Annotated in this window: 20 protein-coding genes; all 20 read left to right on the top strand. The window is 59.0% G+C overall.

Going from position 1 to position 22,122, the window contains the following annotated elements; genetic code table 11:
* The first annotated feature begins 93 nt into the window (after nucleotides 1–93).
* On the top strand, nucleotides 94–1,323 hold the full coding sequence (locus L3X40_RS06510; RefSeq protein ID WP_237364952.1) for a sensor histidine kinase: 1,230 nt from the start codon (nucleotides 94–96) through the stop codon (nucleotides 1,321–1,323).
* Nucleotides 1,320–1,694, top strand: coding sequence for a response regulator (locus tag L3X40_RS06505; protein ID WP_237364951.1), 375 nt, complete (start codon nucleotides 1,320–1,322; stop codon nucleotides 1,692–1,694). Before L3X40_RS06510 ends, L3X40_RS06505 begins: the two co-directional genes overlap by 4 nt.
* 86 nt (nucleotides 1,695–1,780) lie before the next feature.
* Nucleotides 1,781–2,776: a cysteine synthase A gene (locus L3X40_RS06500; RefSeq protein ID WP_237364950.1), complete on the top strand. Its 996-nt coding sequence runs from the start codon at nucleotides 1,781–1,783 to the stop codon at nucleotides 2,774–2,776.
* Between the two features lie 41 nt (nucleotides 2,777–2,817).
* Complete coding sequence (locus L3X40_RS06495) at nucleotides 2,818–3,186, top strand: hypothetical protein (RefSeq protein ID WP_237364949.1); 369 nt, start codon at nucleotides 2,818–2,820, stop codon at nucleotides 3,184–3,186.
* Between the two features lie 366 nt (nucleotides 3,187–3,552).
* On the top strand, nucleotides 3,553–4,065 hold the full coding sequence (locus L3X40_RS06490; protein ID WP_237364948.1) for a division/cell wall cluster transcriptional repressor MraZ: 513 nt from the start codon (nucleotides 3,553–3,555) through the stop codon (nucleotides 4,063–4,065).
* The gene (rsmH, locus tag L3X40_RS06485; protein ID WP_237364947.1) at nucleotides 4,062–5,006 is read left to right on the top strand and encodes a 16S rRNA (cytosine(1402)-N(4))-methyltransferase RsmH; all 945 of its coding nucleotides are present in this window, start codon (nucleotides 4,062–4,064) and stop codon (nucleotides 5,004–5,006) included. The genes L3X40_RS06490 and rsmH overlap by 4 nt, the downstream gene beginning before the upstream one ends.
* A complete protein-coding gene (locus tag L3X40_RS06480; protein ID WP_237364946.1) occupies nucleotides 5,003–5,614 on the top strand; it encodes a colicin transporter in 612 nt (203 codons plus the stop codon). Before rsmH ends, L3X40_RS06480 begins: the two co-directional genes overlap by 4 nt.
* Nucleotides 5,611–7,311, top strand: coding sequence for a peptidoglycan D,D-transpeptidase FtsI family protein (locus L3X40_RS06475; RefSeq protein WP_237364945.1), 1,701 nt, complete (start codon nucleotides 5,611–5,613; stop codon nucleotides 7,309–7,311). Before L3X40_RS06480 ends, L3X40_RS06475 begins: the two co-directional genes overlap by 4 nt.
* Entirely contained in the window at nucleotides 7,311–8,765 is a 1,455-nt protein-coding gene (locus tag L3X40_RS06470) for a UDP-N-acetylmuramoyl-L-alanyl-D-glutamate--2,6-diaminopimelate ligase (protein ID WP_237364944.1), read from the top strand. The genes L3X40_RS06475 and L3X40_RS06470 overlap by 1 nt, the downstream gene beginning before the upstream one ends.
* A 28-nt stretch (nucleotides 8,766–8,793) precedes the next feature.
* Nucleotides 8,794–10,170, top strand: a complete 1,377-nt coding sequence (locus L3X40_RS06465; RefSeq protein WP_237364943.1) for a UDP-N-acetylmuramoyl-tripeptide--D-alanyl-D-alanine ligase — start codon at nucleotides 8,794–8,796, stop codon at nucleotides 10,168–10,170.
* A complete protein-coding gene (gene mraY, locus L3X40_RS06460) occupies nucleotides 10,170–11,240 on the top strand; it encodes a phospho-N-acetylmuramoyl-pentapeptide-transferase (protein ID WP_237364942.1) in 1,071 nt (356 codons plus the stop codon). The genes L3X40_RS06465 and mraY overlap by 1 nt, the downstream gene beginning before the upstream one ends.
* Nucleotides 11,237–12,538, top strand: a complete 1,302-nt coding sequence (murD, locus tag L3X40_RS06455; RefSeq protein ID WP_237364941.1) for a UDP-N-acetylmuramoyl-L-alanine--D-glutamate ligase — start codon at nucleotides 11,237–11,239, stop codon at nucleotides 12,536–12,538. Before mraY ends, murD begins: the two co-directional genes overlap by 4 nt.
* Nucleotides 12,539–12,558: 20 nt before the next feature.
* Nucleotides 12,559–13,782: an FtsW/RodA/SpoVE family cell cycle protein gene (locus tag L3X40_RS06450; RefSeq protein WP_445177162.1), complete on the top strand. Its 1,224-nt coding sequence runs from the start codon at nucleotides 12,559–12,561 to the stop codon at nucleotides 13,780–13,782.
* A complete protein-coding gene (murG, locus tag L3X40_RS06445; RefSeq protein ID WP_237364939.1) occupies nucleotides 13,779–14,951 on the top strand; it encodes an undecaprenyldiphospho-muramoylpentapeptide beta-N-acetylglucosaminyltransferase in 1,173 nt (390 codons plus the stop codon). Before L3X40_RS06450 ends, murG begins: the two co-directional genes overlap by 4 nt.
* A complete protein-coding gene (murC, locus tag L3X40_RS06440; protein WP_237364938.1) occupies nucleotides 14,948–16,375 on the top strand; it encodes a UDP-N-acetylmuramate--L-alanine ligase in 1,428 nt (475 codons plus the stop codon). Before murG ends, murC begins: the two co-directional genes overlap by 4 nt.
* On the top strand, nucleotides 16,372–17,274 hold the full coding sequence (murB, locus tag L3X40_RS06435) for a UDP-N-acetylmuramate dehydrogenase (RefSeq protein ID WP_445177160.1): 903 nt from the start codon (nucleotides 16,372–16,374) through the stop codon (nucleotides 17,272–17,274). The genes murC and murB overlap by 4 nt, the downstream gene beginning before the upstream one ends.
* Before the next feature lie 136 nt (nucleotides 17,275–17,410).
* Nucleotides 17,411–18,331, top strand: a complete 921-nt coding sequence (locus L3X40_RS06430; RefSeq protein ID WP_237364937.1) for a D-alanine--D-alanine ligase — start codon at nucleotides 17,411–17,413, stop codon at nucleotides 18,329–18,331.
* Entirely contained in the window at nucleotides 18,328–19,257 is a 930-nt protein-coding gene (locus L3X40_RS06425) for a cell division protein FtsQ/DivIB (protein ID WP_237364936.1), read from the top strand. Before L3X40_RS06430 ends, L3X40_RS06425 begins: the two co-directional genes overlap by 4 nt.
* Before the next feature lie 3 nt (nucleotides 19,258–19,260).
* The gene (gene ftsA / locus L3X40_RS06420) at nucleotides 19,261–20,523 is read left to right on the top strand and encodes a cell division protein FtsA (protein ID WP_237364935.1); all 1,263 of its coding nucleotides are present in this window, start codon (nucleotides 19,261–19,263) and stop codon (nucleotides 20,521–20,523) included.
* 107 nt (nucleotides 20,524–20,630) lie between these two features.
* Nucleotides 20,631–22,076 (top strand): cell division protein FtsZ, encoded by a 1,446-nt coding sequence (gene ftsZ / locus L3X40_RS06415; RefSeq protein ID WP_237364934.1) that lies wholly within the window; start codon nucleotides 20,631–20,633, stop codon nucleotides 22,074–22,076.
* The last annotated feature ends 46 nt before the right edge of the window (nucleotides 22,077–22,122 follow it).

Here is a 22,122-nt window from a genome sequence, read left to right as displayed (position 1 = left end):
GGGGATCGCAGCAAATTGACGTGACCACTCGGCGCGCCACCGCAAAGGACGGGGCCAGTGGTGGATCGGTCTTGTACGAAGGGGTGGGCGATCATGACACTATGGCATTGGCTCTTCAGTCCGACCGGTCTGGCTCCACATGGCTATTGCCTGCTTTGGTCACCTGGGCTGATCTGGCTTCACGCGGTATCAGACGCCATTATCGGGCTTGCCTATTTTTCCATTCCACTCGCGCTTTACTGGTTCGTTCGTCAGCGGACGGACCTGGAATATCGTTGGGTCTTTTATCTGTTTGTCGGTTTCATCCTTGCGTGCGGCATGACGCATTTCATGGCGATAGTTACGCTATGGGTGCCAGCTTATGGTATCGACGGTCTGGTCAAACTGGCTACCGCCGTGCTTTCGGTCGGAACTGCTATATTGCTATGGCCGCTGGTGCCGAAACTTCTCGCGTTGCCATCACCCGCCCAGCTTGGCCTGCTCAACCGCGAATTGTCTCATCGTGTGGATGAACAAGAGCGCACGGCCCGGCTTCTCCGCGAAAGCGAGGAAAAAGTTCGTATCGCCAATATGGAACTGGAACGCCGGGTCGAGGAACGGACTTCCGATCTTAGCACCGCCAATGACCGGTTGATCGATACATTGGCGGAACTGCGCGTTGCGAAGGCGGATCTGGAAGCGGTGGTCGATGAACGCACGGCTGCGCTGCAACAACGCGATCTGTTGCTTCGAGAAGTCTATCATCGCGTGAAGAACAATCTGCAGATCATTGACGGAATGGTGATGATGCAGGCCCGCCAATTGGACGATGCAGCGGCCAAGGAGGCTATGGAAGCATTGCGCGGGCGGATTTATGCGCTGGGTCTGGTGCACCAGCAACTTATGGCCTCTCACGACTTGCAGACATTCGATATCGCGCCGTTCCTGAAGGAACTGTCGGGCCATATTATAGATGGTGGCGCAGATGACGGGATTGAATTGACGATCAACGCCTGCACCCTGGCCGTCAATCTGGATTTTGCTATCCCGCTGGGCCTGCTCGTCACCGAACTCGTTACAAATTCACTAAAGCACGCCTTTCCCGGCGGTAAGGGAAATGTGACGGTAACCCTGGCGCTTAACGAAAAGAAAGGTGAGGTCGTGTTGACTGTAGCTGATGATGGTTGCGCATCGCTTTCGACCGACGGTAAAGACATGTACAAGACAGGTCTTGGAACCAGAATCGTCAATGGGCTGGTGCACCAGCTCAATGGCAAGATCGACATCAGGAGGGAAGGCGGAATGATCACAGAAATTATTCTTCCAGTACCGGTGCTGTCATGAGTGGGTCGACAGCATCCGTGCTTATCGTCGATGACGAATATCTCATCGCCGAAAGCCTTCGCATGCAGTTGGAGGACATGAACCTGACTGTGTGCGGTATAGCGGCGACCGCCAAATATGCCGTTGCATTGGCGGCAAAGCATCAGCCGGATCTGGTTCTGATGGATATGCGACTGGCAGGGGAAGAGGACGGCGTCGATGCAGCGCTCGCCATTCATGCGCTCGGGATCGCAAAGGTAATTTTTATCACCGGGTCGCGGGAACCGGCCACGATGGCGCGTATCCAGCTCGACCATCCAAGCGCGGTCCTGTTCAAGCCGATCTTTGGTCGCCAGTTGCAGAAAGCCGTTGAAACCGCTCTTGCCGCATGAAGCCAAAGCACTGCCCAACCACAACTTTTCGCAGTACATAATTCCTTTGCTTGCCGTCCGGCGACCACTCCCGCTACACAGACGGCATGACAGTCTATAAAGATACGATCGCGCTCATCGGCAATACGCCGATGGTGCGCCTGAAAGGGCCATCCGAAGCGACCGGCTGCGATATTTACGGCAAATGCGAGTTCGCCAATCCCGGCGCTTCGGTGAAGGATCGGGCGGCGCTCTATATTGTCAACGATGCCGAGGAAAAGGGCCAGCTTGCGCCCGGCGGCGTCATTGTAGAGGGGACGGCGGGCAATACAGGGATTGGACTTGCGCTGGTCGCCAATGCCAAAGGTTATCGCACCATCATCGTCATGCCCGAAACGCAAAGCCGGGAAAAAATGGATACGTTGCGCGCGCTTGGCGCCGAACTGGTTACGGTGCCTGCTGCTCCCTATTCCAATCCGGGCCATTTCGTGCACACATCCCGGCGTATTGCGGAAGAGACCGCGGGAGCAATCTGGGCCAATCAGTTCGACAATATCGCCAATCGCAAGGCACATATCTGTGGCACGGCAGAGGAAATCTGGGCGCAGATGGAGGGGCGTATCGACGGATTCACATGTGCGGCAGGCACCGGCGGCACGATAGCGGGCGTCGGTCTGGGTCTGAAAGCCAAGGATGAAAACGTCACCATCGCGCTAAGCGATCCTCATGGCGCGGCTCTTTATAATTATTATGCACATGGCGAGTTGAAAGCCGAAGGGACATCCGTGGCCGAGGGGATCGGGCAGGGGCGCGTAACGGCCAATCTGGAAGGCGCGCCGATCGATACACAGTTTCGTATTTCCGATGAGGAAGGACTGGAACAGGTTCGGGCGCTGCTGGCTGACGAAGGACTGTGCCTTGGGCTGTCGTCGGGCATTAATGTTGCTGGCGCAATAGAGCTGGCACGGGAACTGGGGCCGGGCAAGCGGATCGTGACGATCCTTGCCGATACGGGTTTTCGTTATCTTTCCACCCTATATAACCGGGAATGGCTGGAACAGAAGGGCTTGACGGTCTTTCCCTGGCTGGAGAAGAAGGACTGAACGTTCCTGTCTGTGCCCGCTGAGCATGAAGAAAGGCTCACATGATGCCCGATAGCCACCGGAAGGAAGCCATGCAGCGGATTCAGATCGGGCTTACCGGTCTGGCGGGTGTCGTTCTGCTTGTCGGGCTGGCCAATATCGTCATTCAAAAAGCCGGTGTGGATGACGATGTAGCGGCGACTGCTGCCGATGGCGCTCCACCACAACTTGTGGTGACCGACAATACGGTAGCGACTGCTCCAGACTCTGCACCTTCGCCAGCGCCGGAACCTCTGGCCGAACTGGGTGTGACTCCGCCTCAGCCGGAGAAGGCGACGGCACCCGAACAGGACAAGAATGTTCCTGGCCAGGTCGTGCCCGATCTTAAGCCAAATCCCGCCCTTAAAAAACCGATGGATCGTGAACCTTGATACCCGCCTGTTTGGCAGGATAATTGTTCAAGAGTGATGTGCTGTCCACGGCTGGGAAAGCGTGGGATCGATTGGGTAAATCGAGTCGCCTCGTGGGAATATTGCACTCTATTGGGAACATAATGGAAACAAATGCATGTTTATTCGGAAGATGTCTAAATAATAGCTGCCGAATTTGCTCGTTTTATCACAATTTCCCATAAAATCCCAAATTATCCCCTTTATTCCCATGCCGTCCCCTGATAGACTTTACTTCTATTGGGGCAGGCACGCCGTATGCGATTTTGTGAACCCTGGGGGCGGCAATGAGGCTGCTTCCTGGAACGGACGAGTCTGGCCTTGGCGATTAAAGGGGCAGGCGAGCAAATGTTGGAAGTCGGGTTATATTCCGGTCCTGCATTTACCGCGATGGACGGCAAGGGCCGTTTTTCCATCCCTGCATCCATGCGCCATGTCGTTCAGGCCAGCAGTGGCGGCCAGAACCGCCTTTGCCTTACCAAGCATGAAGATTTCAATTGCGTCATCGGTTTTGGTCACAGCTATCAGCAGGCCATGCGCGCCGACATCGATCGCGAGGAGCAACTCGCGTCGGCCCGGGGCGAGGGGTATAGTCGCGCGGCGGCGATGCAGCGCAAATTCGGCCTGTTGGAGGATGTGCCGTTCGATGAAGGCGGCCGCTTCTTCATTTCTCCCTTTCTCAAGAAATTATGCGGGATTGAGGACATCGTCTTCATCAATGGTTCGGGCGACTATTTCGAATTGTGGAATCCCCATGCCCTGATCGCCACCGACGGTGTTTATGATGCGCTGAAACTGGCCGCCGAATTCGCTCTGGAAGAATGGGAAAAGAACCCCAAAAATGTGCGGGGGTCGAAATGATCTCTGCGGCGCCGCATATTCCTGTTCTGCTGGATGAAGTGCTTGATGCACTCGCCATTGTTCCAGGCGAAATTCATGTCGATGGCACATTTGGCGCTGGCGGATACAGCATGGCGATGGTTCATCGGGGGGCGCAGGTTTTTGCCTTTGACCGCGATCCTGACGCCATAGCGGAAGGACAGCCGCTTGCCGCGGCCCATCCGGGTGCGCTCACACTGATCGAAGGCTGTTTTTCCAATATGGAACGGCTGCTGGAGGAGCGGGGCGTTGCCAGGGTTTCGGGCGTCACGCTCGATATCGGCGTTTCTTCAATGCAGCTTGACCGGGCCGAACGTGGTTTTTCCTTTCAGGCGGATGGTCCGCTGGACATGCGGATGAGCCAAGCGGGAGAAAGTGCCGCGGATTTCCTCAACACCGCTTCTGAACAAGACATAGCGGATGTCATCTATCGCTACGGGGAGGAGCATCGGTCCCGCCGTATCGCCCGTTTCATCGTTGAAGCGCGTCCGCTCAGCCGCACAGGCGAGTTGGCAGCTGTGGTCCGCAAGGCCGTGGGGTATCGCGCAGGCGACAAGAAGGACCCGGCAACCCGCACGTTCCAGGCGATCCGAATCTATCTGAACGGTGAGCTGGATGAGTTGGAAAAGGGGCTTGAGGCGGCCGAAGCCGTGCTGGAACCGGGCGGCCGGCTGGCAGTCGTCACCTTTCACAGTTTGGAGGACCGGATCGTGAAGCAGTTCCTGCGCCGCCGGAGCGGCAGTGAAGGGGCTGGATCACGGCATCGTCCGGTCAATGACGACCTGCCATCAGTCAGCTTCGAAAAGCCCGCGAAGGCAGTTCGCGCGGGCGACAGGGAAATTTCAGTCAATCCGCGCGCGCGGTCGGCCACTTTGCGCAGCGCGGTGCGCACAGCGGCTTCAGCATGGAGAACAGGACAATGATCGCGGTCAAACGTCTGCAAAGCATTTTCTGGGTGCTGCTGGTGGCTCTTGGTGCCATTGCCGTCTATCTGGTCTCCCTCCGGGTCGCATCGGAGCGGACAGAACTGGCGCGCGTCGAAGCGCAGATCCTGTCGACGAAACGGGACATGCGTTATCTGGAAACCGAATTCGGGGCGCGCGCCAGTCTCCGACAACTGGAACGTTGGAATAATGAGAATTTCCGTTTCTCAACGCCGACTGTCGCGCAATATCTGAACGGCGAAAAGGCGCTGGCCAGCCTTGACGGCATAGCCCCCGGCCACCCCGGTTATGTCGCAGCGCCTGTCATGACCGCCATGGTGGAAACGGATGACGATCTGCCCGCCGCAGTCGCAAAACCGGCTGTCGCTCCGGCCGCTGCGCAGGTACACGAACCCGCTGCGGTTGCGCGGCCATCGGAAGAGAAAGCCGAGCCAGGGATTGTTCGTACGGCTTCGGCGCGGGTCGCGCCTGAACCGCGGCGTGTTGAGCGCATGGCGATGTTGGAGCAAACATTGCTGGATGATCATACATTGGGTGACATTGCCCGCCTTGCAGCGCGGGAGAATGGGAGGATGATGCGCCGATGACGACGCTCGTCGCGCGTCCCGAACGAGTAAGAACGGCCAGTCAGCGCTATCAGTTGACGGCCGTTGCGCATTACCGCCTGATGCTTCTTCTTCTGCTGTTCCTCGCCGCCATCATGTTGGTGGGTGGGCGATTGCTATGGTTGGGCCTTTTTGCCGATGCAGCGCACGGGCGGCACGGGCCGGTCAGCCTGATTCCGATGCGGGCGGATATTGTAGACCGTAATGGCGTGCCATTGGCGCGAACGATGGATGCCTATTCGATCGCTGTCCGGCCCAGGGTGCTGCTGGGCGATCCCATGCAACTTGCCAAAAACCTTCATGACATTTTCCCCGATGAATCTGTTGCCCGATTTTATGCCAAGCTGACCAGCAAGGCGCGGTTTACCTATTTGCGTACCCGTGCGCTTCCCGAAGAGGTGAGCGCGGTCAATGCACTTGGCGAAATCGCCATCGAATTTCCGCGGGAGAAGGACCGACTTTATCCGCAGCGCACGCTGGCCGCCCATGTGCTGGGATTTGTTAATCGCGACGGCAAGGGTGCAATGGGTGTCGAGCGCGCCTTCGACAAGCGATTGACAGATGAAAAGTTGCGTTCGACGCCACTTGCTCTGTCCATTGACAGCCGGGTACAGGCCGCGCTGGAAAGCGAACTCTATTCCGGGATGAAAGCGCATCGCGCCCTGGGTGGCGCTGGCCTGATCCTCGACGTCAACACGGGTGAAGTGATTGCGATGGCATCACTGCCGGTGTTCAACCCCAACAAGCTGCGCAAGGGCAACATGGAGGCCCGTCGCAATGACGTGACGCAGGCGGTCTATGAACTGGGATCGACCTTCAAACCGGTTTCCATCGGGGCGGCCATGGATGCGGGCGTCGTTACCTCAATGAACAAGCGCTACGATGCGACCAAACCGCTTGCCATTGGCGGTTTTCATATTCGAGACGACCACCCGATGAAGCGGTGGCTCAATGTGCCTGAAACACTGGTGCACAGCTCCAATATCGCGACTGCCCGGATTGCCGATGACATGGGCCCTCAACGGATGCAGGATATATTCCGCAAGCTGGAATTCGATCGCCGCCCATCTATCGAACTGATGGAGCGTGGTTCGACCATCTGGCCGGCGAGTTGGGGGCGGCTTACCAATATGACGGTGTCCTATGGCCATGGCATTGCGGTCACGCCGCTGCACCTTGCCAGTGCCTATGCGGCGCTCGTCAATGGCGGGATCTGGCGCCCGGCGACGATACAAAAGGTGCAGGATGGGGAAGCGGCCAAGGGACGCCGGGTTTTTACCGCCGCGACCAGTGCGAGGATGCGGCAATTGTTGCGTATGATCGTGGCAGCCGGTACAGGGAGAAGCGCCGATGCGAAAGGATTTCGGGTCGGCGGCAAGACGGGTTCGGCTGAAAAGCCATTTCAGGGCGGATATGCAAGAAGTTCACTCGTGACGACATTTGCCGCCGCCTTCCCGATGGAAAATCCGAAATATATCGTCCTGACCATGCTGGACGAACCCAAAGGAACGCCAGAGACGTTTGGTCTGCGCACGGCGGCCTGGACGTCCGCCCCGATCGTGAAGAAAGTGATCGAACGAGCTGGCCCGATGCTGGGCGTCTATCCCGACCTGAACCGTGATGTGGATATTTCGGAACTCATGCCCTTGCTGTGGAAACCCAAGGAGGGGGAAGAATAATGCGCCTTGGCCAGATTGCGGGCGGCCGGATTGTTGGGGACGTGTCTGGCGATGTACAGGACAGCGTCGTGACGGGCTTTGCCATCGATCATCGCAAGGTCGCGCCTGGTACGGTATTCGGCGCCTTTGAGGGTGCTCGCTTCAATGGTGAGGACTTTATAGATGACGCCATTGCAGCAGGCGCCGTTGCCGTCGTCGCCCGACGGCAGGCGGAGGTAAAAGGTGCGGCTCATTTGGCCGACGATTGCCCGCGCCGCCTGTTCGCGCAACTGGCCGCAAAATTTTTTGCGCCCTTCCCCAAGACGGTTGTCGCGGTCACCGGCACCAACGGCAAGACGTCGACGGTTGAACTGACCCGGCAAATCTGGCGCATGATGGGTGAAAAAGCGGCCTCTATCGGTACGCTGGGCGTCACGACATCGGTGGATCAGGTGTCCACCGGCCTGACTACCCCCGACATTGTGACCTTTTTATCCAACATGTCGGGCCTTAGCCGTGAAGGCATTACTCACGCCGCGTTTGAAGCGTCCAGCCATGGACTTGCGCAATACCGGACCGAGGGTCTGCCGGTTCAGGCGGCGGCTTTTACCAATTTGAGCCGCGATCATCTGGATTATCACGGCGACATGGACAGCTATTTCGAAGCCAAGATGCGGCTGTTCGAAGAGGTGGTCGAACCGGGTGCCGCTGCTGTCATCTGGGCCGATGATGCGCGGTCGAACGATGTTATTGAACGAGCGAAAAAGCGCGGTCTGATCATTTGGACCATTGGTGAAGCGGGTGAAACGCTGCAACTTTTATCGCGCACGCCTACCCATTTGGGTCAGGTGCTGATGATCGAGGCGGAGAGCAAGACACATCGTGTCAACCTGCCCTTGATCGGCGCGTATCAGGCGGCCAATGCGTTGACCGCTGCTGCACTTGTTTTGGCGACGGGCGGAAAGCTGGAAGAGATTTTCGACTGTCTGGAGCGTCTTCAGCCGGTGCGCGGGCGTTTGGAGCGCGCGGCCATAAGCAAGGCTGGTGCGCCCATTTATGTCGATTATGCGCACACGCCCGATGGCCTGAACGCCGCGATCAAGGCGCTTCGTCCGCACACCAGGGGCCGTCTTATTGTCGTTTTCGGGGCCGGGGGCGACCGTGATACCGGCAAGCGCGCGGAAATGGGCAAGGTCGCGGTGGAGCTTGCCGACTATGTCATCGTGACTGACGACAATCCCCGATCGGAAGACCCTGCCGCCATCCGCAAGGCGATCATGGCGGCAGCGCCGGGCGCGATTGAAATCGGCGGACGGCGGGAAGCTATCGCCGCTGCAATTACACAGGCAGGTGCGGACGACATCGTTTTGCTGGCGGGCAAAGGCCATGAGCAGGGGCAAATCGTAGGAGCCGGAGAAAATCAGCGCGTTCTGCCCTTCGACGATGTTACCGTGGCGCGGGAATGCGCGGCATGAAGGCGGCTTCAAACAGGAAGGGGTTGGCATGATCGACCTCTGGACCTCATCGGAAATCGCGCAGGCGACTGGCGGCGCGGCTTCCGCGCCGTTTGGCGTTACCGGGGTTGCTTTCGACAGCCGGGAAGTGGGACCGGGCGACCTGTTCATTGCGCTTTCGGGGGAGGCAACCGATGGCCATCGCTTCGTCGAACAGGCATTCGCGTCGGGGGCGGCGGGAGCGATCGTCAGCCGTCCGGTCGAACATCCTCACATACTGGTCGTCGATACGACAGCTGCCCTGAATGCATTGGGCGTGGCAGCGCGTGCGCGAACACAGGCCAAGATCATTGGCGTGACGGGTTCTGTTGGCAAGACCGGAACCAAGGAGGCGCTTTTTCAAGCTCTTGATCGGTGCGCGCCGGGCCGGGTGCATCGTTCGGTCAAAAGCTATAATAATCATGTCGGCGTGCCGCTCAGCCTGGCGCGGATGCCGCGTGACGCGCTGTATGGCATTTTTGAAATGGGCATGAATCATGCTGGCGAACTGTCTGCGTTGACGGCTCTTGTGCGTCCCGATGTCGCCATTATCACCGCGATTGCCCCCGCCCATCAGGCCTTTTTCGAGAGCATGGAGGCTATTGCCGACGCAAAGGCGGAGATTTTCGAGGGGCTGGAGCCGGACGGAACGGCGATCATTCCCGCTGACAGTCCTTATGTGGAAAGGCTGACCGGCGCGGCGGAACATCATGGTGCAAAGATAGTGACTTTCGGTTTCCGCGAAGACGCGGATGTGCGCGCTGTCGATCGTGTAATATCGGCCAATGGCGGTACGCTGGTGACGGTCAAGCTGCCCGATGGAGAGCTTTGCCTGACCATCGCCGCACCGGGCGAACATTGGGTGTCAAATGCGCTGGCGGTATTGGCAGCGGTGGAGACTGTGGGCGGTGACCTCGCGGTGGCTGGTTTGGCGCTTGCCGAATTGCCGGACCTGCCCGGGCGTGGTGCACGAACGCGGATACCATTTGCAGATGGTGAAGCGCTGTTGATCGATGAAAGCTATAATGCCAATCCACTATCGATGGCCGCGACCTTGAAACAGCTTGGCCGCGAACAGGCTGTCCGTCGTCTGGCCGTGCTGGGCGCGATGAAGGAGCTGGGCGCAGAGAGCGAGGCATTCCATGCTGGTCTGGCCGAGCCACTGTGCGCGGCCAATGTCAATTTCGCCATTCTTGTAGGGCCGGAGATGACGCCGTTGGCGCAGCGGCTTGAAGGCAAGGTCGGTTTGGCGCATGTGGCGGATGCGGACGCGGCGACCACGCGCCTGCAATCGGAATTGCGCGCCGGTGACGCCGTGCTCGTCAAAGGATCGAACAGTGTCGGATTATCGCGCCTTGTCGCCGCGATGACCGGCGGAGGGAAATAATGCTATATCTGCTGGCCCAGGCACTGGACTTTGAAGGCGTTTTCAATCTGGTCCGTTATCTCAGCTTTCGCACTGGTGCGGCGGTGGCGACGGCGCTTTTTCTTGGCCTGCTGGTCGGTCCGAAATTCATTGGCTGGCTGCGTGTGCGTCAGGGGAAAGGGCAGCCGATTCGTGAAGACGGACCGCAAAGCCATTTTGCCAAGCGCGGCACGCCAACCATGGGCGGGTTGATGATCCTGACCGCGATTGCGGTGTCGGTGTTCTTATGGATGGATTTGTCGAACATCTATGTGTGGGCCTGCGTCTTTGTGACGCTGGGGTTTGGGGCTATCGGATTTCTCGACGACTATGACAAGGTCAGCAAATCCAGTCACAAGGGGGTGCCGGGCCGGGTTCGCCTGCTCGCGGAATTCCTGATTGCGGGTGGCGCCGCGTGGTTGATCATCAGTCAGACGGGCACTGCGCTCTATGTGCCATTCTGGAATGGCCCGGCGATTGATCTGGGTCCGTTTTATTATGTTTTCGCGGCCTTCGTGATTGTGGGCGCCGGAAATGCCGTCAATCTGACCGACGGACTTGACGGATTGGCGACCATGCCGGTGATCGTCGCCAGCGTCGCCTTCATGCTGATCGCCTATATTGTCGGCCGGGCGGACTATGCGCATTATCTGGGCATTCCGCATGTGCCGGGTGCGGGTGACCTGACCATCTTGCTGGGCGCGATTATCGGAGCGGGACTTGCTTTTCTTTGGTATAATGCCCCGCCTGCCGCCGTTTTCATGGGCGATACAGGCAGTCTTGCCCTGGGCGGAGCGCTGGGTGTGATCGCTGTTACGGTCCGGCATGAAATCGTTCTTGCCATCGTCGGCGGTTTGTTCGTGCTGGAGGCCGCGTCGGTCATCATTCAGGTCTTTTTCTTCAAACGCACGGGCAAGCGCGTTTTTAAAATGGCTCCGATCCATCATCATTTTGAACAGCTTGGCTGGTCGGAACCAACTGTGGTGATCCGTTTCTGGATCATTTCCATCGTTCTGGCGCTTGCGGGCCTATCCACGTTGAAGATCCGGTGATCGTCAGCCCCGCCTTTGCCGGAAAGAGATATGCCGTTCTGGGCCTTGCCCGCTCCGGCCTTGCAACGGTGGAGGCACTGGCGGCCAGTGGCGCGCATGTCGTTGCCTGGGACAATCGCGAAGAAGCGCGGCTGAGCGTTGTCGGCAAGGCGGAGATCGCTGATCCCCTCACCATGGACCTTACCGGTTTCGATGGCGTGGTTGTTTCCCCCGGCGTACCCCTGAACCGCCACCCGATTACGGGCAAGGCGCGGGAAGCCGAGGTGCCCGTCATTGGCGACATCGAACTGTTCGCGCTTGCCCGACCCAGCCTGCCGCCACATCATATTGTCGCTATCACCGGCACCAATGGCAAGTCGACATCGACAGCGCTTATCCACCATATCATCGGTGCCGCCGGTATCCCGACGATGATGGGTGGCAATATCGGCCTGCCGATCCTTGGCCAGGACCCGTTGCCCAAAGGCGGTGTCTACGTTCTGGAACTGTCGAGCTATCAGATCGATCTGACCTACAGCCTTGACGCGGATGTTGCCGTTCTGCTGAATATCACACCTGATCATCTGGACCGCTATGACGGCTTTGATGCCTATTGCGCCTCGAAGGAGCGGCTGTTTTCGATGCAATCGCCGCAGCATGTCGCCGTGATCGCGATGGAAGATGACCCAAGCCGCCTCATTGCCGCGGGGGTTCAAAGCCGCCTGGTGCCGGTCAATTCCGGCATGATCGCCGCTGCAGATCAGGCGCAATGGCCCGCCTTGCAGGGGCCGCATAACGCGCAGAATGCTGCTGTCGCCCTGGCCGTCGCGCATGCATTGGGGATCAACGATGCCGATGCCCGATCCGCGCTCAAAACCTATTCCAGCCTGCCGCATCGCATGGAACGCATCGCGGAAAAGAATGGCGTCCTGTACGTCAATGATAGCAAGGCGACCAATCCGGCCTCTACCGCGCCTGCGCTTGCAGCCTATCCGCCTGTCGATGGGCGTGCGCGTATTCACTGGATATTGGGCGGCCTCGCCAAGTCTGACGATCTGGATGAATGCGCGCCCTATTTCGCCAATGTCGCCAGTGCATATACGATAGGCGAAGCGGGACCGCTTTTTGCCGACATTCTGCGTCCGGTCATGCCCGTCGACGACAGCGAATTGCTGATTACCGCGGTACGCCGCGCCGCGCGGGTGGCGCGGTCGGGAGATGTCGTCCTGTTGTCGCCTGCCTGTGCCTCTTTCGATCAGTTCCGCGATTTTGAAGCGCGTGGCGATGCATTTCGCGCCGCCGTGGAGGCCATTGACTGATGGCTGAGGGCGATCCTGATATGACCGGCAGCATCAGTCAGGCAACTTCGATCGCGCCGCCGCCGCCGTTTGTGCGCCCCCGACGCGGGATCACGCTGCCACGCGACCGCACGCCATTGGGCCTCTGGTTCTGGGAAATCGACCGGGTGTTGCTTTTCCTCATCAGCATCCTGATAGCCATCGGCCTTGTCGCTGTGGCGGCGGCATCGCCCGTTGCTTCGCAAACGCTTTCGACGGACAGGGTCAGTCTTGACCCGCTTTACTATTTTTACAGACAGCTTCTCTGGGTCGGGCTGGGGGTGCCGGTGATGCTGGTCATATCGATGCTGCCCCGGATGCAGGCCCGCCGTCTGGCCATTTATCTGGCAATCCTGTTCACGATATTGCTGATCATGGTGCCGCTGGTCGGAACGACGGTCAACGGCGCGACGCGATGGCTGGGGAGCGGTATCTTCCGATTTCAGCCGTCGGAGTTTCTCAAACCCGCTTTTGTCGTCAGCCTCGCCTGGCTATTGTCGTTACGTAGCAAGGACAGGACCTTGCCCGTGATACCGATTTCGGCCAGCCTGACTGCTTTCATCTCCTTTCTTTTGATGAATCAGCCGGACCTTGGGCAGACGGTTATTTTCTGTTCGGCATGGCTTTCACTCATGCTGCTTGCCGGCATGTCGGCGCGGTGGATCAGTTTTCTCGTTGGGGTGGGTGTCAGCGGCCTGGTTGCGGCCTACCTCTTTTACCCGGTGGCGACGCAGCGCATCAACACCTGGCTGTTGGGGCAGGGCGATGCCTATCAGGTCGAAAGCGCCCGCACCGCAATAACCGGCGGCGGGCTGTTGGGGGTTGGACCTGGCAGCGGGGTCGCCAAATTCCGCCTGCCTGAAGCCCATACCGATTATATCTTTTCGGTGATTGGCGAAGAATTCGGCTTGCTTGCCTGCATTGCCATTGCCTGTGTCTACCTTGCCATCATTGTGCGAGTGTTCCTGAAACTTCTGGACGAAGAGGATAATTTTATCATTCTTGCCACTGCCGGTCTCGCCACGCAATTTGGGCTGCAGGCGATCATCAACATGGGCGTCAATACCCAGATTTTTCCGTCAAAAGGGATGACGCTGCCCTTTATCAGCTATGGGGGTTCCTCTATGATTGCCCTGTGTATCGGTATCGGGTTGTTGCTGGCGTTTACGCGGCGCAACCCCTATCTGGTGCGTTCTCCCTATGTCGTCAAATGGAGCGGACGATGACCCTTTCCCGCCACTATGTGCTGGCAGCCGGAGGAACCGGCGGCCATATGATCCCGGCACATGCGGTCGCGGTGGAATTGATGGAGCGCGGCCATCACGTCGCCTTGGTCACTGATGAACGCGGCGCAAAGATCCCCGGCATATTCGACCGTGGGCAAACGCACATCATTCCCGCCGGGCGGATGGCGGGCGGTCCGGTCGGCTGGCTGAAGGGATTGCGCAATATCAAGGCCGGACGTGATATGGCCCGGCGTCTTTATGAAACTTTTGAGCCTTCGGTCGTGGTCGGTTTTGGCGGCTATCCCGCGCTTCCCGCGCTATTGGCCGCATTGAAAGAGAATATCCCGACGGTTGTGCACGAGCAGAATGCCGTGCTTGGCCGGGTCAATCGTTTGCTGGCGCGCAGGGTCAATGCCATTGCGACCGCCTATCCCGATGTTGAACGGCTGGCCGACAAGTTTATGGACAAGGTGCATCTGGTCGGCAATCCGGTTCGTGAGGCGGTGCTGGCGTTGCGTGACGAGGCTTTTCCCACGTTCAACGAGGATAGTGTTTTCCGCTTGCTGGTGACCGGAGGCAGTCAGGGGGCCAGCATATTGTCAAGTGTCGTGCCGGAAGGACTTGGCCTTTTGCCCATCGCGCTGCGCCGCCGGTTGCAGGTGACACAGCAATGCCGGGTCGAGGACATTGAAAAGGTACGTGAACGCTATGCGGAGCTGGAAATTCCGGCCGACCTTGCCACCTATTTGCCCGATCTGCCCGAACGGCTTGGCTGGTCGCATCTGGTCGTCGCACGTGCGGGGGCATCGACCATTGCCGAATTGACGGCCGCTGGACGCCCCGCCATTCTGGTTCCGTTGCCCAGCGCGATGGATGATCACCAGACCGTGAATGTCCGCGAAATGGTCGCCAGCGGCGGCGCGCGGTCAATTCCGCAATCGAAATTCACCCCTGTGGAGCTTGCCAAACAAATGCAAAAACTGGCGCTGGAACCCGGCGCGCTTCAAAACGCCGCGCGGCGCGCAAAAAACTGCGGCCGTCCCAATGCGGCGCGCGATCTTGCCGATCTGCTTGAAAGCATTGGCTCTGCGCCGATCATGAACGATCCATTGCGTGTTCGTACACAGAAAATACGGCCTGCCATCAACATGCAGGGAATTCCGGCATGAGGGGCGTTGCGACGGACATAGGCACCATTCACTTCATCGGTATCGGCGGCATTGGCATGTCGGGTATTGCCGAAGTGATGCACAATATGGGTTACAAGGTGCAGGGTTCCGACATTGCCGAAGGGTATGTGGTGCAAGGCCTGCGCGACAAGGGGATCAAGGTGATGATCGGCCACAAGGCCGAAAATCTGGGCGATGCCACTGTTGTCGTCACTTCAACCGCGATCAAGCGCGGCAATCCTGAGGTCGATCTGGCGCTTGAAAACCGCATTCCGGTTGTTCGCCGCGCCGAAATGCTGGCTGAGCTTATGCGCCTTAAATCGACGGTTGCGATTGCGGGCACGCATGGCAAAACGACCACCACGTCGATGGTTGCCGCCTTGCTGGATGCAGGTGGCATCGACGCCACCGTCATCAATGGCGGGATCATCAATCAATATGGTTCCAATGCGCGCCTGGGTGCGAGCGACTGGATGGTGGTGGAAGCCGACGAAAGCGACGGCAGTTTTCTGCGCCTCGATGGCACCATTGCGGTGGTGACCAACATCGATCCGGAACATCTCGACCATTATGGCAGCTTCGACAAAGTAAAGGATGCCTTCGTCGAATTCGTCGAAAACGTCCCCTTTTATGGCGCGGCTTTATTGTGCCTGGACCATCCGGAGGTGCAGGCAATACTGCCGCGCGTGCAGGATCGCCGGATCGTGACTTATGGTTTTTCAGCACAGGCCGATATTCGCGGTGAAAATGTGCAGCCGGTTCCCGGCGGCAACCGCTTTGATGTCGTGATCCGCGAGCGCGACGGCTCCATGCGACGGATCGACGGCATCGAAATGCCAATGCCGGGTCGCCACAATGTCCTCAATGCCATGGCTGCGGTCGGCGTTGCGTTGCACATGGGCATTGACGATGTGACCATTCAGAACGGCTTCGCGCAATTTGGGGGCGTTAAGCGACGCTTTACCAAGGTCGGCGAGATTGACCTGCCCGGCGGCAAGGTGTCGGTCATCGACGATTATGGTCATCACCCCGTCGAAATCCGCGCCGTGCTGGCCGCTGCACGTGAAGGCGCGCAGGGTCGGGTGATCGCGGTTGTCCAGCCACACCGCTATACGCGCCTCCACGACTTGATGGCTGAATTCAAGCAGGCGTTCAACGATGCGGACATTGTTTATGCCGCGCCCGTCTATGCGGCGGGCGAAGCGCCTATTGAGGGTGTCGATTCGGCAGAGCTGGTTGCGGGCCTGCGACGGCGGGGTCATCGTTCGGTGGCGACTATCGAGAATGTCGACGATCTGGCGGAAAAGCTCGCGGCGCAGATTGAACCCAACGACATGATCATTTGCCTTGGCGCGGGCGATATCACCAAATGGGCAGCGGGCCTTGCCGACGCCATCAAGGCGAAACGGGGCGTTCCCGCATGATGAATGGCCTTGCCACCCTTCCTCGCCTTCATGGCAGTATAGAGGAAAAGGGCAGCCTTGCCGACTTCATCTGGTTCCGCACCGGCGGCCCGGCGGAATATCTGGTGCGGCCAAAGGATGTTGACGATCTGGCGGGGTTCCTTCGGGACCTCGATCCTTCCGTTCCGGTCTTGCCGGTTGGGGTCGGGTCCAATCTGATCGTTCGCGATGGTGGCGTGGCTGGTGTGGTTGTTCGCCTGCCCAAAGCCATGGCCAAGGTGGTGGTCGAACCCGGCAATCGCATCCGTGCGGGGGCCGCCGCCATGGGCATCAGCGTGGCGAGCGCCGCGCGCGATGCGGGGATCGCGGGCCTTGAATTTCTGCGCGGCATTCCGGGCACCGTCGGTGGCGCGGTGCGGATGAACGCGGGTGCTTATGGCCGCGAAGCCAGCGACATCCTGATCGAATGCACGCTGGTTCTACGCGATGGCCGGATTGAGACTTGGGAAGCTGATCGTCTTGGTTACAGCTATCGCCATAGTGAGCTTCCCCAAGGATGCGTCGTTGTCGAAGCGCTGTTTGAAGGGGCGCCCGGTGACTCAGCGGTGATCGGTGCGGAAATGGACCGCATCGCCGCCGAACGCGAGGCATCCCAACCGCTGCGTTCGCGCACGGGCGGATCGACCTTCAAGAATCCGGACGACGACAAGGCATGGCGCCTGATTGATGAAGCGGGTTGCCGGGGCCTGACCAGAGGCGCGGCGCAGGTGTCGGAGAAACACTGCAATTTCCTTTTGAACCTTGGCGGCGCAACGAGTGCCGACATTGAGGCGCTGGGCGAGGATGTGCGCGCAAGAGTGAAGGAAAAGAGCGGCATCACGCTGGATTGGGAAATTCAGCGCATCGGGGTGAAGAGATGAGTAGCATATCCCCTGCCACATATTCTTCGTCATCCCCGCGAAGGCGGGGATCCATCTCCCGACTGCGCGTCTGGCGGATGGGTCAGGGGATGGATTCCTGTCTTCGCGGGAATGACGAACCTCATGGAGTATTTTTATGAGAGGCCCCTGGCATGTCGCGGTGCTGATGGGCGGCTGGTCCGCTGAACGCTCCGTTTCGCTGATGAGTGGGGAGGGCGTGGCTAGGGCGCTTGAAAGCCGGGGACACAAGGTTACGCGCATCGATATGGGCCATGATGTCGCTGCCCGGCTCGCCGAAGTCGCGCCTGATGTCGTTTTCAACGCGCTGCATGGCGTCCCGGGTGAGGACGGCACTGTTCAGGGCATGATGGACCTGATGGGATTGAAATACACCCATAGCGGTCTTGCCGCCTCGGTCATCGCCATCGACAAGCAGCTGACCAAGCAGACGCTCGTCCCTCACGGTATTCCGATGCCCGATGGCTTGATTGTGGAGAGCGAAAGCCTCTATGCCGCCGATCCGCTCCCGCGCCCCTATGTGCTCAAGCCGGTGAACGAGGGGTCTTCTGTCGGTGTCGCCATTGTGACGGAGGATGGTAATTACGGGGCGCCTGTTGGCCGCGATGTCGCAGGGCCGTGGCAGGAATTCGATCATCTGCTCGCCGAACCCTTCATCCGTGGGCGTGAGCTTACCACGGCTGTTTTGGGTGGTCGGGCCTTGCTGGTGACTGAACTGTGCCCCAAGAGCGGTTTTTACGATTTCGACGCCAAATATACTGACGGCATGACGGATCATATTTGCCCGGCAGAGATTCCTGATGACATAACAGAGGCTTGCAAGGCGATTGCACTCAAGGCGCATCAGCTTCTGGGCTGCAAGGGGACGTCCCGGTCGGACTTTCGCTGGGACGATGAACGCGGCCTTGCGGGTCTTTTCCTGCTGGAAGTCAACACTCAGCCGGGCATGACGCCGCTCAGCCTCGTCCCCGAACAGGCCGCAAGGCTTGGGATCGATTACGCCGAACTGGTCGAGCAGATTGTGGAGGAAGCATTATGAGCGCGGCAACGATCAGGCGCGGCGGTGCAACCAGTCGCAAGGGCAAACGCAAGTCGCCCGGACGCTCTCTTAAGCGCCGGTCGCGGGTCGATCGGTTTTTGGCTGGTTTGCCGTTCAGTGATGTAACGCTTCACAAGATCGGGACCTGGGCAATCATGTTGCTGATCGCTGCATCGCTGGGCGGTCTTTCCTGGTTCATGGGCCTGCCCGGCATAGCGCATCAGGAATTTTCCGATTTGGCCCGCAAAGCTGGCTTCGAAGTTAAAAAGGTGGAAGTGCGCGGCATCGAACGGATGGACGAACTGCCGGTGTATGCCATCGCCCTGGGTCAGCATGAACGCTCCATGCCCTCGGTCGATCTTGAGAAGTTGCGCAGCGACCTGATGAAGCTTGGCTGGGTGGAGGATGCGCGCGTATCCCGCCGCCTGCCCGACACACTGGTCATCGACATTGTCGAACGCAAGCCGGTGGCGGTCTGGCAAAACAAGGGAAAGCTGAGTCTGGTGGACGTGCGCGGTACGGTGTTGCAGCCGGTCGATCTGTCCAGCATGCCCGATCTGCCGCTGGTCGTTGGACCCAATGCCAATATGCACACAGCGGCGCTCAATACATTGATGGCGGCGGCTCCGGCCCTGAAGCCGATGCTGGCTGGTGCGACATGGGTGGGCAATCGCCGCTGGGATCTGCGTTTCCAGACTGGCGAGACGTTGTCCCTGCCCGAAGGTAGCGGGGAGGCGTCGGCGGCGCTGGTCAATTTCGCCCGCATGGATGGCGTCAACCGGCTGTTGGGGCGCGGGATTGTACGTTTCGATATGCGCGATCCCGACAAGTTTGTCTTGCGCCTACCCCAGACGCAGGATGCCATGGCTGTAAAAAGCAAGGACGAGGCCGTGACGCCTGAAAACCTGGCGGATGGGGAGGGTTAGGCCATGGCACAGCCGCGATATGACAAGCTGATTACCGCGCTTGATATCGGGTCATGGAAAATTTCCGCCCTGATCGCTGGTGTCGGCGACAAGGGTGAACTCATCGTTCTTGGCACCGGCCAGCGCGAAAGCCGGGGGGTGCGGCGCGGCTATATTGCGGATATGGAGCGGACCGAACAGGCCGTGCGCGAAACGGTTGAACAGGCGGAGCGCATCGCTGGCACCAATATCGAGGATGTGTGGGTCAATTTTTCGGCAGGCGGACTGGCCAGCGACATTGCCAGCGTGGAGGTCGAACTGGGCGGCCACCGCATCGAGCAACAGGATATCGACGACCTGCTCGAAGCGGGCCGTCAGAGCATCGACCCTGATGGCCGGATGGTCCTGCATGCGCAGCCGACGCTTTATACGCTTGATGGTTTGACCGGCGTGAAGACGCCGCTGGGCCTTCACGCCGACCGGCTTGGCGTCGATATCCACGTCATTCTTGCCGACGGCAGCCCGTTGCGCAATCTCGATATGTGCGTGCGTTCGGCGCATCTGGAAGTGAACAGCATTGTCGCCTCGCCTATCGCTACCGGTGTGGCGTGCCTGTCGGATGAGGAACGGGATCTCGGCGTCGCGCTGGTGGAATTGGGCGCGGCAGTGACCAATGTGTCGCTTTTTGCTGGCGGCATGTTGCTTGGGCTTGCCTCTCTGCCCTATGGGGCGGCGGATATTACGGACGATATCGCCTCGGCCTTCGGTGTACGGCGCAGTCAGGCAGAACGGATGAAATGCTTTTACGGATCGGCCAATCAGTCGCCGCGCGACCACCGCGAGATGATTGAGATCGCGCCCATGTCAAGCGATGGCCAGAGTTTAGAGGGAGGCCGCATCACCCGCGCGCAGCTTGTCGGTATCATCTGCCAGCGACTCGATCATCTGATGGGCGAAATCGGCAAGGTATTGACGGAGCTTGGCTTTACTGGTCCTGTGGGACGTCAGGTAGTGCTGACCGGCGGCGGTGCCGAACTGAAAGGTATCGCCGATTATGCCCAGAGCGCGCTTGGCCGGGCAGTGAGAATCGGGCGTCCGCGCGGTCTGACAGGCTTGCCTGAGGCGCATAGTGGTCCAGCCTTTGCAACGCTCTCCGGACTTGCGCTGTACGGGGCGTCCAATCCGGTTGACCTGCGGTGGCTGCCTTCCTCGCGGCAGACAGTGCACAAGGCACCCGGTTCGGCAATACTTCAAAGGCTTATCACCGCATTTCGGACGAATTACTGATGAAATATGGTTAATGCTTAGTTTTAAGATGATTCGCCAAGTCAGATAGTGCATGAGTTACATCAAGGTTATGCTTCACGTCGAAGTGAGGCACAGGGAGCAAGTTTATGAGCATTGAAATCGGCCCTCCGCATGTAGATGAGCTGAAGCCCCGGATCGCCGTAATCGGCGTCGGCGGAGCAGGTGGAAACGCGATTGCCAACATGATTGCCGCGCGGGTCGAGGGGGTCGATTTCATCGTCGCCAATACCGATGCGCAGGCGCTCAATGCCTCTCCTGCCGAACGGCGCATTCAGCTCGGTCCGAAAATTACTGAAGGGCTTGGTGCGGGATCGCGCCCGGAAATCGGTCGTGCGGCGGCGGAAGAAACTATCGACGGCGTCGAAAGCGCCCTGAATGGCGCGCATATGTGTTTCATTGCAGCGGGCATGGGCGGCGGAACCGGCACAGGTGCTGCGCCCGTCATCGCCAAGGCCGCGCGCGACAAGGGCATTTTGACGGTTGGCGTTGTCACCAAGCCTTTTACTTTTGAAGGATCGCGGCGTTCCAAATCGGCCGAAGCGGGCATCGTCGAACTGCAAAAGCACGTTGACACGCTGATCGTTATTCCGAACCAGAACCTGTTCCTGATCGCCAACCCGAACACGACTTTCAAGGAAGCGTTTCAGTTGGCCGATGAAGTGTTGCAGCAGGGCGTGCGCGGGATCACCGATTTGATGGTCATGCCGGGTCTTATCAACCTCGATTTTGCCGATGTCCGCTCGGTCATGGGTGAAATGGGCAAGGCGATGATGGGTACAGGCGAAGCCGAAGGCGATGGCCGTGCGCTGGAAGCCGCCGAAAAGGCGATTGCCAACCCGCTGCTCGATGGCGTCAGCATGAAGGGTGCGAAGGGCGTTATCATCTCCATCACCGGTGGCGAAGATATGCGCCTGATGGAAGTCGATGAAGCGGCCAATCATATTCGTGAACTGGTCGATCCCGATGCCAACATCATATGGGGTTCCGCGTTCAACGATGCGCTTGAAGGCAAGATCAGGGTTTCCGTTGTCGCTACGGGTATCGACAATGAGGCGGACACCGGCCAGTCGCACACGCAGGCTTTTACCTTTCCGGGCCGCGCCGCTGCGCCGCAGCCAGCCGCACTGACTCCCGATATCGATTCACTGAAACCGCCGGAATCCGTTTCTGCGAGCATGCAAAGCGCGCCGGGATTTGAATCCTATGCGCCATCGCAGGAAGCTGCGGCTGAGCCTGTTTCCACGGGCGCGGAAGAGGTGGATGAGGATGAATTGCTACTGAGTTCTATTGCCGAAGGTCCGGATGAATCAGAGGCCGCAGCCATTGAGCCTGAACCTGCACCGGCAGAGGTTGAAACGCCTCCCGAACCGATTCGCCCGGCACCGCGTGTGGCGAGCGGAGGAGGCACCCTGTTCGAACGCATGTCCAATCTGTCGCGCGGCAGCTCTCGTGCAGCAGCAAGCGAAGATGAGGATGACACCAAGTCGGACCTGGACATTCCGCGTTTCCTGAATCGGCAGAACAACCAGTAACAGTCTGGAAAACTTGCGCTGAATTGGGTGGAAGGCGGCATTTGGC

Source organism: Rhizorhapis sp. SPR117, from assembly GCF_021742065.1.
This window is presented reverse-complemented; position numbering and strand designations above follow the sequence as displayed.

Bases quoted from the DNA above. Each gene is read 5' to 3' on its own strand.
- L3X40_RS06510 (WP_237364952.1), top strand. From the start codon at position 94: ATGACACTATGGCATTGGCTCTTCAGTCCGACCGGTCTGGCTCCACAT.
- L3X40_RS06505 (WP_237364951.1), top strand. From the start codon at position 1,320: ATGAGTGGGTCGACAGCATCCGTGCTTATCGTCGATGACGAATATCTC.
- L3X40_RS06500 (WP_237364950.1), top strand. From the start codon at position 1,781: ATGACAGTCTATAAAGATACGATCGCGCTCATCGGCAATACGCCGATG.
- L3X40_RS06495 (WP_237364949.1), top strand. From the start codon at position 2,818: ATGATGCCCGATAGCCACCGGAAGGAAGCCATGCAGCGGATTCAGATC.
- L3X40_RS06490 (WP_237364948.1), top strand. From the start codon at position 3,553: ATGTTGGAAGTCGGGTTATATTCCGGTCCTGCATTTACCGCGATGGAC.
- rsmH (WP_237364947.1), top strand. From the start codon at position 4,062: ATGATCTCTGCGGCGCCGCATATTCCTGTTCTGCTGGATGAAGTGCTT.
- L3X40_RS06480 (WP_237364946.1), top strand. From the start codon at position 5,003: ATGATCGCGGTCAAACGTCTGCAAAGCATTTTCTGGGTGCTGCTGGTG.
- L3X40_RS06475 (WP_237364945.1), top strand. From the start codon at position 5,611: ATGACGACGCTCGTCGCGCGTCCCGAACGAGTAAGAACGGCCAGTCAG.
- L3X40_RS06470 (WP_237364944.1), top strand. From the start codon at position 7,311: ATGCGCCTTGGCCAGATTGCGGGCGGCCGGATTGTTGGGGACGTGTCT.
- L3X40_RS06465 (WP_237364943.1), top strand. From the start codon at position 8,794: ATGATCGACCTCTGGACCTCATCGGAAATCGCGCAGGCGACTGGCGGC.
- mraY (WP_237364942.1), top strand. From the start codon at position 10,170: ATGCTATATCTGCTGGCCCAGGCACTGGACTTTGAAGGCGTTTTCAAT.
- L3X40_RS06450 (WP_445177162.1), top strand. From the start codon at position 12,559: ATGACCGGCAGCATCAGTCAGGCAACTTCGATCGCGCCGCCGCCGCCG.
- murG (WP_237364939.1), top strand. From the start codon at position 13,779: ATGACCCTTTCCCGCCACTATGTGCTGGCAGCCGGAGGAACCGGCGGC.
- murC (WP_237364938.1), top strand. From the start codon at position 14,948: ATGAGGGGCGTTGCGACGGACATAGGCACCATTCACTTCATCGGTATC.
- murB (WP_445177160.1), top strand. From the start codon at position 16,372: ATGATGAATGGCCTTGCCACCCTTCCTCGCCTTCATGGCAGTATAGAG.
- L3X40_RS06430 (WP_237364937.1), top strand. From the start codon at position 17,411: ATGAGAGGCCCCTGGCATGTCGCGGTGCTGATGGGCGGCTGGTCCGCT.
- L3X40_RS06425 (WP_237364936.1), top strand. From the start codon at position 18,328: ATGAGCGCGGCAACGATCAGGCGCGGCGGTGCAACCAGTCGCAAGGGC.
- ftsA (WP_237364935.1), top strand. From the start codon at position 19,261: ATGGCACAGCCGCGATATGACAAGCTGATTACCGCGCTTGATATCGGG.
- ftsZ (WP_237364934.1), top strand. From the start codon at position 20,631: ATGAGCATTGAAATCGGCCCTCCGCATGTAGATGAGCTGAAGCCCCGG.